This window comes from Dactylosporangium sp. CA-139066, assembly GCF_050936175.1.
Taxonomy (GTDB): domain Bacteria; phylum Actinomycetota; class Actinomycetes; order Mycobacteriales; family Micromonosporaceae; genus Dactylosporangium.
In genome coordinates this window covers 2136056-2148959 of sequence record NZ_JBNJNH010000001.1, presented here as the reverse complement: position 1 = coordinate 2148959, position 12904 = coordinate 2136056, and the positions used below count along the sequence as shown (strand labels likewise).

The window sequence follows — 12904 nt, the reverse complement described above, 5'->3', positions numbered from 1 at the left end:
TCGCCGGCCTCTACCCGGCCCTGCGGGCCGCACACCTGCCGCCAACCGACGCCCTACGCACCGCCTGAGCACCATCCACAAAGGACGCGCGGGCGCGGTCGCCCAGCACCGGTTCCTAGTTCGGTACCGCGACCCGCTGCCCGGCCGCGAGCCCGTCCCCCGTCACCTCGACGAGGCTCGCGACCTGGTCGAAGATGCCGACGCGCACGGACACGTGGCGGGTGTTCGCGCCGTCGGCGACCAGCACCTCGTACTCGGCGTTCGGCAGGGCCCGCAGCGCCGGGATCGGCACGGCCAGCACCCCGCGGTGCGCCTCGACGGTGAAGCCGACCTGCACCTGCGCGTCCTCCAGGACGTTGCCAACGGAGCCGTTCATGGTGACCACGACGCCCACGCTCGCCGGGCCGCCCCCGCTCTGCCCGGGCGGGCCGCCGTTGGTCGCCGCCGCCTGGGTCACCGCGCCGAGCGTGCTGATGGTGCCCGGCCGGACGGTGCCGTCGGGCAGCGTCACCACGACGGCGTCGCCAACCTTGATCCGGGCCAGCACGGCGGTGGAGACCTGCGCGGTGACGGCCCGCTGCTCGCTCGTGCCGTGCTCGACCACCGCGCCCGGCTCGACGGCCGCGCCGGCCCGCAGGTCGGCCTCGGCGACGCGCACGCTGCCGGCGACGAACACGACCTGCCCGAGCGGCACGGTGCCGGTGACGGGCAGGTGCGCGTCCTGCTGCCAGCGGCGCACGGCGGAGTACGTGGCGGAGGTGAAGTGCTCGTCGACGGTCAGCCCGGCGCCGTACCCCAGCGCCCGCAGGTTCTCCTCGAGCTGCCGGACGTCGACGCCGTCGCTCATGCCGGACTGCATGGCGCGCCACGGCGGGCGCTCGCCGAACAGCAGGATGACCGGCGCGCCGTCGACCTCGTACGCCGGCTGCCCGCGGCCGACGACCGCGCCGGCGGCCGGCACCCACGTGAGCGTGCCCGGCCCGGGGGCGCTCACCGTGTACGTCCCGGAGCGCCCGAGCGCGCCGGCCACCGTCTGCCGGCGGGCCACGTCGGTGCTCACCACGGGCGCGGTCGCCGCCGGGGCCCCGTCCCCGGCCCTGCCCTGGCCGGGCGCCGGCCGCACCCCCAGCGCCACCGCCCCGGCGCCCGCCACCCCGGCGAGCGCTACCCCGGCCACCACGGCCGTGCGTCTGCGATCCATGTCGTGCAGCGTCACCCGCAACCGGCGGCGGTCGCTTCCCCAAAAAGTAGCCGCCGGGTCCCCTCGTTCGGCAATCCGCCAACCACGAAACGTGCCGATAACCAGGTCCGACTAGGCTCGGGCCACGTTCGGCCCTTCGGAGGCGCCCATGGCCGGTCCCCGGCGGCGGTCGGTGCTGGTGGCCCGGCTGCGGGCGCGGGCGCCCGGCGCGCCGCAGACCGCCATTCTGGATGACCTGCGCGCGTGCATTCTCGACGGCGAGGTGCCGCCGGGCTCGCCGATCCCGGTCGACGCGGTGGCCGACGCGTTCGGGGTGTCGCGCATCCCGGTGCGGGAGGCGCTCATGACCCTGATCGGCGAGGGGCTGGTCGATCATCGGCCGCATCTGGGGTACCGGGTGGCGAAGCTGACGGCCGAGGAGTTCGGCGAGGTCTACCTCGTGCGGGAGGCCCTCGAAACGGCGGCGCTGCGAGTCGCGGTCGGGCAGGCCGGCGCCGGGGATGACGAGCGGGCGGGCGCGGCCCACGCGGCGCTGGAGGCGGCGGTGCGGGCCGGGGACGGGCGGGCGTACCACCGCGAGAGCCGGCGCTTCCACCTGGCGCTGATCCGCCCGTGCCGGATGCGCCGGCTGCTGCACATGCTCGGCACGGCGTGGAACATGACGGAGCCGCTGCAGCCGATGACCCACCTGGGGCCGGACGAGCGGGCGCTGCTGCACCGCGACCACGCCGCGATGCTGGCCGCGTTCACCGCCCGCGACGCCGACGCGCTGGCGGCGGCCTGCGCGGCCCACCACCATCGTCTGCAGTCCTACATCGCTCGGCTGCCGCGCGACACGGGACTCTTCGCGAACCCCGACAGTGCCCCGCTGTAGGGCTTCGGCGGGGGCGGCGCGAACTCGCCGCGGGCCGAGGTCCGCAAGCCGAGCGTCACGAGCGACTGGGCGAGCGCGGTCGCGGCGGCGACGCCGTCGACGACCGGCACGCCGATCCGCGCGGAGACGGTCCGGGCCAGGTCGGCCATGCCCGCACAGCCGAGGACGACGACGTCCGCGCCGTCGGCGGCCAGGGCCGCACCCGCGAGCGTGGCGACCCGGTCGGCCAGGAACGGGTCCCGGTCGAGCTCGAGGACCGGGATCTCGCAGGCGTGCACGCCGCGGCAGGCGCCGGCCGGCGCGTACCGGGCGGCGAGGTCCCAGGCGCGGCCGGTGGTGCGCTCCAGGGTGGTGACGACGGTGAAGCCACGGCCGAGCAGCGTCGCCGCGTGCATGGCGGCCTCCGCGATGCCGACGACGGGCCCGCGCGCGAGCTCCCGCGCCGCGTCCAGGCCCGGGTCGCCGAAACAGGCGATGACGTAGGCGTCCACACCCGCCCGCTCGCCCTCGGCCACCGCCGCCAGCACCCCGGGCACGCTCAGCGCCTCGTCGTAGTGGCTCTCGATGGAGGCCGGCCCCATCGCGGAGGTGACCGCCTCGACGTGGACGCCCGGGCCGGCCACGGCCCGGGCGCTCGCCTCGATGGTGGCCGTCATCGCCGCGGTGGTGTTGGGGTTGACGACCCGGATTCTCATGACTCGGCGGTACGCCGGGACAGCGCCAGGTACGTCAGCAGCCCGAGGGCCATGCCGATGAACCAGCTGTACTGCGCCGTGGTGTGCATCCCCGGCCCGTGCGTCCACAGCACCGGCACGACCGCGACGACGGCCCCGACGGCGGTTGCGATGAGCGCGGGCGGGTTGTATCCCCGGCGGTACCAGTACCGGCCGTCCGGCGCCATCGTGAACATCGCGTCGACGTCCACCCGCTGGCGGCGCACCAGGTAGTAGTCGGCGATGAGCACCCCGAACAGCGGCCCGATCGCCGCGCCGAGGATCTCCAGCGTGTAGTGGATGACGTCGGGATTGTTGTACAGGTTCCAGGGCGTGATGAGCACGGAGCCGACCGCGGCGATCATCCCGCCGGCGCGCCAGCTGATGCGCTGCGGGCTGACGTTGGAGAAGTCGAACGCCGGCGAGATGAAGTTCGCGACGATGTTGATGCCGATCGTGGCGATGGTGAACGTGAGCGCCCCCAGCACGATGGCGAACGTGCTGTCGATGCGGGCGACCGTCTGCACCGGGTCGGTGATGAGCTCGCCGAAGATCGGGATCGTCAGCGACGAGGTGACCACGACCAGGATCGAGAAGGCCAGGAAGTTCACCGGCAGGCCGAGCAGGTTGCCGGTCCGTACGGACGCGAACGACTTGCCGTATCGGGAGAAGTCGCCGAAGTTCAGCATCGGCCCGGAGAAGTACGACACCACGAGCGCGATCGCGCCGAGCATGACCGGCACGGCGTCGAGGCCGTGGTACTTCACGTCGCCGAGCTTCAGGTCGATCGCGCCCCAGCCGGCCCTGGAGATGAGGTACCCCGCGAGCACCACCATGACCACGTAGACGGCCGGCCCGCAGAAGTCGATGAACCTGCGGATCGTCTCCATGCCGGTCCAGAACACCGCCGCCTGCAGCACCCACAGCAGCGCGTAGGAGCACCAGCCCAGCAGCGGCAGGCCGAGGAAGCCCCACTTGTCGACGTCGGCGTACGGCATCAGGCCCGGCCACAGCTTGAGCACGACGACGTCGAGGGCCGCGGAGGCCAGATAGGTCTGGATCCCGTACCACGCAACGGCGATCGACCCGCGGATGATCGCCGGCACGTTGGCCCCGAGCACACCGAACGCCACCCGGTTGATGACCGGATAGGGCACCCCGGTGGCCTGGCTCGGCTTGGCGACGAGGTTGCAGAAGAAGTACACGATGCTGATGCCCACGACGAGCGCGACCAGCACCTGCCAGCTGGACAGCCCGAGCGCGAAGAGGCTGCCGGCGGTGACGTAGCCGCCCACGCTGTGCACGTCGGACATCCAGAACGCGAAGATGTTGTAGGCGCCCCACGTCTGCCGGCGAAGCGGCGCGAGGTCCTCGTTGGTGAGCCGCGGATCGTATCCGGGCCTGACCTCGCCGCCGCCGACGGGCATGCCGGCGGCCTCGACGAGATCCTCATGCTGTGCCGTGGCTTCCTGCGAGCCTGAGATGGTGTCGGCCATGCCAACACGCTAGGAACGGCACGTTTCGGGGCCGTGTTCCCAGATATATATCTTCTTGGCCCCGCAGTTCCCGCCACGAGGAGTACCGAATGATCTTCATTACCGCCAAGTTCCGGGTCAAGCCCGAGCACGCCGAGCAGTGGCCCGAGATCACGGCCGCCTTCACGGCGGCGACGCGCGCCGAGCCGGGCAACCTGTGGTTCGACTGGTCGCGCAGCCTCGACGACCCGAACGAGTACGTCCTGGTGGAGGCCTTCCGCGAGGACGCCGCCGCCGCGCACGTCGGGTCGGAGCACTTCAAGGAGGCGCAGCGGACCCTGCCGCGGTACCTCGCCGAGACCCCGAAGATCGTGAACTTCACGGTCGGGCAGGACGACTGGTCCGCGCTCGGCGAGATGGCCGTCGAGGGCTGATGCGCGCCGCGTACGTCGAGCGCCTCGGCCCGCCCGAGGAGATCCGCTTCGGCGAGCTCCCCGACCCGCGGCCCGGCCCGACGGACGTGCTCGTCACCGTCGCGGCCGGCACGGTCAACGTGGTCGACGGGCTGGTGCGCTCGGGCCGGTACCGCACCGCGGTCCCCCTGCCGTTCGTGGTCGGCCGCGACCTCGCCGGCACGGTGGCCGCGGCCGGTCCCGGCGCCGTCGGCTTCGCGCCCGGCGACGCGGTGTGGTGCAACAGCCTGGGCCACGACGGCCGGCAGGGCGCCGCCGCGGAGCTCGCGGTGGTGGCCGCCGATCGCCTGTACCACCTGCCGCCCGGCGTCCCACCACCCGCGGCGGTCACGCTGCTGCACCCCGCGGCCACCGCCCACCTCGCCCTGTTCACCCACGGCCGGCTGCGCCCGGGTGAGACGGTGGTCGTGGCGGGCGCGGCCGGGAACATCGGGTCGGCGCTGGTCGCGCTGGCGGCGCAGGCGGGCGCCCGGGTCGTGGCGACGGCGTCGGCCGCCGACGCCGGCTACTGCGCGGCCCTGGGCGCGGCCGAGGTGCTGGACTACCGCGCCGCCGGCCTCGCGTCCGGCCTGGCGGCCGCCTGCCCCGGTGGCGCCGGCCTGTACGTGGACACCTCCGGCCGCAACGATCTCGCCGAGGCGCTGCCGCTGCTGGCCGGGCGGGGCCGGGTCGTGGTGCTGGCCGGCGCGGCGTCGCGGCTGGCGGCGCCGGCGGCCGACCTGTACCTGCACGACCGCACCGTGACCGGCTTCGTCATCTCCCGCGCCACCACGGCGGAGCTGGCCGACGCCGCGGCGTCGGTCAACCGGCTGCTCGCCGCGGGCGTGCGCAGCCGCGCGACGCTCGAGCTGCCGCTGTCGGCGACGGCCGAGGCCCACCGCCGGCTCGAGGACGGCTCGCTCAGAGGCCGCCGGGTCCTCCTTCGCCCCTAGGGCCGAAGATCCGCCGCTCGTGCTCGGCGATCGGGATGTCGTTGATGCTCGCCTCGCGCCGGGACATGAGCCCGTCCTCGGTGAACTCCCACAGCTCGTTGCCGTAGCTGCGCCACCACTGCCCGGCGGCGTCATGGCACTCGTACTGGAAGTGCACCGCGATCCGATTTCCCTGGTACGCCCACAGCTGCTTGCGCAGCGCATAGTCCAGCTCCCGGGCCCACTTGCCGCGCAGGAACCCGACGATCTCGGCGCGCCCGGTCAGGAACCGGTCGCGGTTGCGCCACTGGGAGTCCGCGGTGTAGCCGAGCGCGACGTGCTCGGGGTCGCGGGTGTTCCAGGCGTCCTCGGCGGCCTGCACCTTGGCGAGGGCGGTCTCGAGGGTGAACGGCGGTCGCTGGGTCACGTTGCGCGCTACCCGGCGGCGGCGCCGGGTAACCGGATCGGCGGATGAGGCCGGGCGAGCCTGCGGAAGGTCACCTCCACGCCGGCGTGACGGTTGCGGCGTCGATGATCGCGATGAGGTCGGTCCAGTCCTCGAGCAGCTGCGCCAGGTCGACCTTGGCCAGGCGCCGGCGGGCGCCGCGGGCCGTCGGGTCCAGCAGGTGCCGGCGCAAAGCGTCGTCGGCCTGGTCGATCGTGGTGTGCTCGCCGATGAGGTCGTCGACGCCGTCGAGGTCGAGGAACAGGGCCAGCTGTGCGCACAGGTCGCGGCAGCGGCACACGTAGCTCGGCAGCCACCCCTCCGGCGGACCGCTGAGGTGCTCGACGAGCAGGTCGAGGTCGTAGCGGGCCTCGTCGGCGCCGGTGTTGCGCACCTGCCACGGCGGCGTCGCCAGCAGCGGGTCCCGGCCGGCGTTGGCCGCCGCGTATTGGGCGAGCTGCGCCGCCTCGGGGAACATCAGCAGCCGCCCGCCGGCGTCGGCCGGGAAGACGTGCTCGAACACGCCGTACCCGGCGTGCAGCTGGCCGCGCAGCGTGAAACCGGAGTGCTCGGGCAGGCTCACCTCGATCAGCTCCACCGCGGTCACCGTGATCCCGGAGGGCGCCGGCCCCGGCGGCGCCGGCGGCACCGGCGCGGCCGCAACCGGCCTCAAGACCGCCGCCGTGGCCGGAGGTGCCGCAACCGGCGGCGGGTACAGCAGAGGATCGAGGCTCCCGGCGGCGACCACGAGCTCGGGCTGGTCGACGACGGTCGGCGCGACCCCCAGCGCGTGATGCACCATCGCGCCAACGAGCGGCATCCGGCTGGCCCCGCCGACCAGCAGTACCGCGAAGAACGGCCGCAGCGGCACCGGGCTGCCGGCGAGGGTCGCGTGGACGGCATTGACGGTCCGCTGGATCAGCGGCGCGGCCACGCCCTCGACGTCGGCCCGCGACAGGGTCTGGTCCTGGTCGGCGATCGGCACGTACAGCGTCGTGGAGGCCGACCGCGACAGCATCTCCTTGGCCGCCCGCACGTCGTCCCACAGCTGCCGGCGGGCGGCCCGGTCGGCGATGGTGGCCGGGTTGTCCAGCCGCGCCCACGCCTCCGGGGTGCCGCACCGCGTCCGCAGCAGGTCGACGATCGCGGCGTCGATGTCCTGGCCGCCGGTGTCGTCGAGGCCGGCGCTGCACAGCACGGTCATCGGGGTCGCGGTGCCGGGCGCGAAGCGCACGACGGCGACGTCGAAGGTGCCGGCCCCGAGGTCGTACACGAGCAGGTCGGCCGGCCCGGCCTGGTGCCGGCGCAGGTGGAAGGCGGCCGCGGCGACGGGCTCGGGCACGAGCCGCAGCCGGTTCAGCCCGGCGGCGGCCGCGGCCCGCTGGAGGGTCTCCCGGCGGGCCGGACCCCAGGCGGCCGGATGGCAGACGGTCGCGGCGGTCACCGGCGCGCCGGCGATGCGCGCCGCCTCGCCCGCGGCCCGCCACAGCAGGGCGCCGAGCAGCGACTCGACGGCGACCTCGGCGTCGCCGAGCAGGACCGAGGGCTCGTCGATGCGCCGCTTCGGGCTGCCCTCGAAGCGCTCGGGCCGGGTCCGCGCGGAGTGGACCGCGTCTCGGCCGACGATCAGGCCGCCCTCGTCGGCGAAGACGGCGGAGGGCAGCAGCGAGGCGCCGTCGAACAGCACCGGCTCCACCGTGCCGTCGGGGCGGCGCACGAAGGCGACCGTGGCGGAGGTTCCAAGATCGATACCCAGCTCCACCACGGCCGCCTCCCCGTTCCCGTCGCGCCAGCGTATGCGACCGGCGCAAGCGCGACAGGCTACCGCACTACTTGATCAGCCTCCAGGGCCCGTTCGGCTCGCCGGGGGCCTGGTTGCGGGTGTACCACTTCGCCTCGTACACGTGGCCGCCGTACGACACCCGATCCCCGGTGTTGTAGACGGTCGTGGGCGTCCAGGCCGCCGGTCCGCCGCCCGGGGACGGCGGGGCGATCTCCTCCCACGGCCCGTTCGGGTCGCCGGGGGCCTGGTTGCGGGTCCACCAGCGGACCCGGAACCGCTTGTCCTTGTACAGCGCGACCTCGCCCGAGTTGAAGATGCGCGATGCGGTCCACAGGGCCGCGCCGTCCTCGGACATCGCCTGCTCCTGCCAGGGGCCGGTCGGGTCGCCGGGCTTCTGGTTCTGGCTCCGCCAGGCCGCGACGTACACCCTGCCCTCGTAGCTGACCTTCGCGTTGCCGTCGTACGCCTTGCTGGCGCCCCACACCGGCGGCACGGTGATTGTCAGGGTGACCGCTGCCTGGGCCGGGTTGAAGGCGTCGCTGCCGGTGTACGCCGCCGTCAGCGCGTGGTCGCCGGCGGCCAGCCCCGGCGGCAGCTTGAAGGTCGCCGTGTCGCCGGCCGGCGCCACCGACCCGCGCACCTGGCCGCCCTCGCGCAGCTCGACGGTGCCGGTGACCGGCGCCCCGTCGGCGTCGACCTTCACGGTGACCGTCGCCGCCGTGCCCCACTCGACGGGCGCGGTCGTCGCGGTGAGCCGCGGCTGGCCCTTGCCGGTGCGGAACACCGCGGGCTGGGCCGCCGCCACGCCGCCGTCGGCGCTCCTCGCCGTGACGATCCAGGCGTACGACGTGGCCGGCGACAGCCCGGTCCAGCTCACCGTCGCCGTCTCGTTCGCCTTGAGCTCGTCGGTGCCGATGGTCCCGGCCGGCACGTACGCGGCGAGCGAGTCGGTGCTGAACGAGGTGCGGCGGGTGGTGAGGTCGACCGGCAGGGTCAGGTTGTCCTCGGCCCCGTTGTAGCGGGGCTTCGTCTGGCTGCCGTCCTGGCGGATGTCGTACTCCGTCGCGCCGTAGTTGTTGAGGAACGGGGAGTACGTGTCGATGTGCATCTCGGCGCGCTTGACGTCGAACTGCAGCAGCCGCAGGAAGCTCGCGCCGAACTGCAGCCGGTCGGTCGCCTTGTGGTCGGGCGTGCCGTCGCCGTTGACGTCGATGTTGCCGGCCGAGTCCACAAGGGACGGCCACAGCTCGCCGGCCGGCACCGTGTAGAACTGGTAGTCCGCCAGCAGCTCGACGACGTCGTGGGCCACGGTGACGCCGACGTTGGTCTTCAGGTTGGTACCGACGCCGTGCTCGTGGCCGGCGAGGACGAGGAAGACGTTCGGGTTGGCCTCCACCACCTGCTTGTACAGCGGGGAGCCGTCCGGCGCCGAGAAGTCCGCGCCGCGCCCGTCGGGGTTCGTCGAGGGCTTCAGGTAGTCGTGGGACAGCAGGATGCCGTTGCGGTCCTTGTACCGCTTGAAGATGGAGTCGGCCCACCTGGCCTCCTGCGGCGTGACGCCGTAGGAGAGCCCGACCGCGACGAAGTCGAGCCCGCCGGCGGAGAACAGCACGTAGTTGTTTTGGTTGTCCTGGCCGGTCTGGTTGTCCCGGCCGGGCTTGACCGTGCCGTCGGCGTTGAACTGCTCGTCCCAGGCGTGGTACTCCGCGCCGGCCGGCCAGCCCTTGGCGACCTGGTAGTAGCGCTGCGCGCTGAACGTCTTGGAGAACCGCGAGTCCGGGCCGGTCTCCGCGCCGAGCTGGTCGTCGTGGTTGCCGGCGATGACCTGGTTGACCACGCCGTGGTCGTCGAGCGTCTTCTGGTAGCCCGAGGCGAGCGCGAGCTCCTTGTCGACCTCCTCGTTGAGGCCCGGCCGCTGCAGCGAGCCGTCCGGGTTCCTGGCGAGCGGGTCGTAGTAGTCGTTCTCGATGATGTCGCCGGTGTGCGCGGTGTAGGCGATCTTCCGGCTCGCCGAGTTGTCGGCGATCCACTGGGTGGTGTCCTTGTACGCCGCCGCCCAGATCGCCTGCTCCTCGGCCGTCTCGACGTCGGCGGCCTCCTGCTTGCCGTTCCAGTTGTCGTAGGTGCCGCCGGCCGCGCCCTCGGTGAGGTACTGCGTGTCGGTGAAGTGGGCCAGGGCGAAGTCGTACGTCCCCGGGTCCTCGAAGTGGTCCTTGTCCTGCTGCGCGGTGGCGTCGCGCGGCGACAGGTCGTCGGCGAACGGGTCCTCGCCGGTGACGAGGACGTGCACGGTGCCGCCGTCGCGGTAGGCGTCGGGCAGCGCGGCGGCGAGCACGGTGCTGTGCTGGGCCTGGCCGCGGGAGCTGGTCAGCACGACCCACCGCTTCGCGGCCGGGTCCCACACCCGAAGCGCCACGACCCGCTCGGGGTCGATGGTGCCCTCCCAGCGCAGCGTCGGGCCGGCGGCGGCGCCCAGGCTCAGGTCGTACCGCTGGAAGACCACGTCCCGTCCGGACGCCGTGTCGACGCTCTGGGAGTCCAGCGGCCGCAGCGACTCCAGCTTGACGGTGCCGTCGTGGGCGACGTCGAGCGTGGTCGGCACCGCGCTCGCCGTGCCCTGGTACCCGGCGGCCGGCAGGACCACGTCGGCCTTGGTGAACGTGGCCGTGAGCGCCACGCCCGCCGCCCCCGGCACCTTCGCGGAGAGGTTCGCCGTGGGAACGTTCGGGTCGCTCACGGTCGCGGCGAGGTCGGTCGGGACGTCGGGGATGTTGGCGCTGGTGAAGTGGATCTGCCGGGTGGCGGCGTTGCCGAGCGTGTCGGTCGCGGTGACCGCGAGCGTGTGCGCGCCGGCGGGCAGGCCGCGGCCGATCTGGTCGCCCTGGCCGACCGCCTTGCCGTCGAGGGTGATGACCGGCTGGCCGGCGATGCCCGACGCGTCCCGGATCTTCACCATGAGCGCGACGGTCGAGGTGAGGTTCTGCCCCTCGGCCGGGACGCTGCTGTCGACCTCGGGCGCGGTGTTGTCCACCTTGAACGTCCGGGTCGACGACCGATCTCCCACCCGAGCCTGGATGGTGTGGGCGCCGTCGGCGAGCGTGGTGGTGTCGACGTCGGCGCGGCGGCCGAGCGCGGGGGCGCCGGCGATGTCGAACGTGATCGTCTTGTCCAGCACCGCGTTGAAGCTGCTGCCGCAGGTGCCGTCTCCGATGTAGACGGTCACCGGCTGGCCGGCCGGGTAGCTGGCCGAGCCGATGGTGACGGTGTTCTCGGCGATCTCCCTGGTCAGCTGGGTCGCGGTCGCGCCGGCCGGGGCGAGCTGGAAGTCGCGGAGGGTGAAGTCGTCATAGTTGTCGCAGCCGCCGGGCAACGCCTCCCCGTGGTCGCTGCCGGCGACGAACTCGACGGTGTTGACGCCGGGGACGAGCCACTCGTTCGGAAAGGCGAGGTCGGCGACCTCCTTCTCCCAGATGCCGAGGTCGAGCGGGATGCCGTTGATGAGCACCTTGTTGTCGAAGCCGCTGTCGGCGCCGTTGCCGCCGACGAAGACCCGCAGGTGGGCGTCGCCGGCCGCGGCGAGCGTGTCGAGCGTGCGGGTGGTCGGGGCGCCCGCGACGTCGAAATGGAACTCGGCCTCCTTGTTGGGTCCGCACGTGCCGTCGCCGAGGGCCAGGGAGGCGTCGGTGGTGGGCGTGCGCGTGACCGTGGCGCCGCTGGTGGTCGTCAGGTAGGTGGTGCCGGGCGTCACGGTGCCGGCCGTGCCGATCGCGAGCTGCGTCGCGGCCCGGGTCAGCTTGAAGTCGTCGTGGTTGGCGCAGGTGACGCCGCCCGACGTGCCGTTGTAGTCGCCGGTCTTGACCTGGATGACGTTGTCGCCGTTGTGCAGGAACCGGTTCGGGAACGTGACGGCCGCGCTCTCCTGGCCGGCGACGCCGTAGTCGCCGCCGAGGTCGACGCGGTTGCCGTTGACGAGCAGGTAGTTGTGGTACTTCGCCTCCAGGGAGTTGCCGGCCTCGACCGTGAACCCGAGGGTGGCGGTGCCGGCGGCGAGCGTCTCGGCGTTCTCGGCCGGCCGGTCGTCGATGGCGAGCGACGCAATGCCTTCGCCGGTCCCGGTGCCCCCGGCGAGGGCGGCGATGACCGGGCGCGTGCCGCGCACGAGCGCGCCGTCGGCCGGGGTCACCTTCGGCGCGCCGGCCGGGGCGTTGTTGACCGAGACGGCGACGCGGGTGGTGGCGCCGGACTTCGTGGTCGCCGCGACCGTGTGCGCGCCGTTGGCGAGCCCGGTCGTGTCGAGGTCGGCGCCGAGGCCGGCGGTGCCGCCGGGGGTGCCGGAGACGACGAACGTCAGGTCCTCGGTCAGCAGGTGCGGCGAGCTGCCGCAGGTGCCGTCGCCGAAGCTGTAGCTGAAGGAGTTCTGCTCGCCGTCGGCGACGACGCCGATGAGGCTGAGGCTGATGCTGCTCAGCGGGAAGTCGTCGTAGTTGGGGCAGCGCAGGCCCTCGCCGAACGGCAGCGTGTTCACGCCGGCGGCGGCGGTGTTCGTGGTGTCGACCCAGTTCCAGCCGGCGTGCACGGTGACCGTGTTGACGCCGGGGTGCAGCCAGGCGCCGGGGAAGTCGAGGGCGCCCGCGCGGCCGCCGGGGATGTCCGGGAAGTAGACCCGGTCGGCCTCGGCGGTGTGGTCGTTCACGGTGATGTAGTTGTGGTAGCGGGCCTCGGTACCGTTGCCGCCCATGTCGAAGCCGAAGTGCGCGGTGCCGGCGGTCGGCTTCGCGGCCACCGCGGCGCCGTCGACGCTCAGGGCGACGACGGAGTCGTTCTCGATCGTCGGCTCGGCCTCGACGCGGGCGGTGCCCTCGATGGTCTGCCCGTCGGCGAGGTTGATGACCGGCGCGCCGGCGGCGCCGGGCGGCGCGTCCTCGGCGCCGGCGTGGTCCGGGCCGACGGCGGCGCTGGTCCCGCCGACCAGCACGACGGCGAGCGCGGAGGCTATCGCCCGCCGCATTCGATGCCTCATGGCGCTGCT

Annotated in this window: 9 protein-coding genes; 3 read left to right on the top strand and 6 right to left on the bottom strand. The window is 73.5% G+C overall.

Going from position 1 to position 12904, the window contains the following annotated elements:
• Positions 1–115: 115 nt before the first annotated feature.
• On the bottom strand, positions 116–1201 hold the full coding sequence (locus ACQEVU_RS09850; RefSeq protein WP_433322301.1) for a peptidoglycan-binding protein: 1086 nt from the start codon (positions 1199–1201) through the stop codon (positions 116–118).
• A 148-nt stretch (positions 1202–1349) separates the two neighbouring features.
• On the opposite strand from ACQEVU_RS09850, the gene ACQEVU_RS09845 reads away from it, so the two are divergent.
• Entirely contained in the window at positions 1350–2075 is a 726-nt protein-coding gene (locus ACQEVU_RS09845) for a GntR family transcriptional regulator (RefSeq protein ID WP_433322299.1), read from the top strand.
• Here ACQEVU_RS09845 and ACQEVU_RS09840 read toward each other — a convergent pair.
• Together ACQEVU_RS09840 and ACQEVU_RS09835 are read right to left on the bottom strand one after the other, a co-directional pair.
• Positions 2012–2770: an aspartate/glutamate racemase family protein gene (locus ACQEVU_RS09840; RefSeq protein ID WP_433322297.1), complete on the bottom strand. Its 759-nt coding sequence runs from the start codon at positions 2768–2770 to the stop codon at positions 2012–2014. The two genes, ACQEVU_RS09845 and ACQEVU_RS09840, sit on opposite strands and share 64 nt — an antisense overlap.
• Entirely contained in the window at positions 2767–4284 is a 1518-nt protein-coding gene (locus ACQEVU_RS09835) for an NCS1 family nucleobase:cation symporter-1 (RefSeq protein WP_433322295.1), read from the bottom strand. Before ACQEVU_RS09835 ends, ACQEVU_RS09840 begins: the two co-directional genes overlap by 4 nt.
• Positions 4285–4373: 89 nt before the next feature.
• On the opposite strand from ACQEVU_RS09835, the gene ACQEVU_RS09830 reads away from it, so the two are divergent.
• Positions 4374–4697: a putative quinol monooxygenase gene (locus ACQEVU_RS09830; protein WP_433322293.1), complete on the top strand. Its 324-nt coding sequence runs from the start codon at positions 4374–4376 to the stop codon at positions 4695–4697.
• Entirely contained in the window at positions 4697–5668 is a 972-nt protein-coding gene (locus ACQEVU_RS09825) for an NADPH:quinone reductase (RefSeq protein WP_433322291.1), read from the top strand. The genes ACQEVU_RS09830 and ACQEVU_RS09825 overlap by 1 nt, the downstream gene beginning before the upstream one ends.
• On the opposite strand, the gene ACQEVU_RS09820 is transcribed toward ACQEVU_RS09825, so the two are convergent.
• The 3 genes from ACQEVU_RS09820 to ACQEVU_RS09810 form a co-directional block, all read right to left on the bottom strand.
• Positions 5637–6074, bottom strand: a complete 438-nt coding sequence (locus ACQEVU_RS09820; protein ID WP_433322289.1) for a nuclear transport factor 2 family protein — start codon at positions 6072–6074, stop codon at positions 5637–5639. The two genes, ACQEVU_RS09825 and ACQEVU_RS09820, sit on opposite strands and share 32 nt — an antisense overlap.
• A 70-nt stretch (positions 6075–6144) precedes the next feature.
• A complete protein-coding gene (locus ACQEVU_RS09815; RefSeq protein ID WP_433322287.1) occupies positions 6145–7857 on the bottom strand; it encodes an Hsp70 family protein in 1713 nt (570 codons plus the stop codon).
• Between the two features lie 64 nt (positions 7858–7921).
• Entirely contained in the window at positions 7922–12895 is a 4974-nt protein-coding gene (locus ACQEVU_RS09810) for a carbohydrate-binding protein (RefSeq protein WP_433322285.1), read from the bottom strand.
• Positions 12896–12904: the final 9 nt, after the last annotated feature.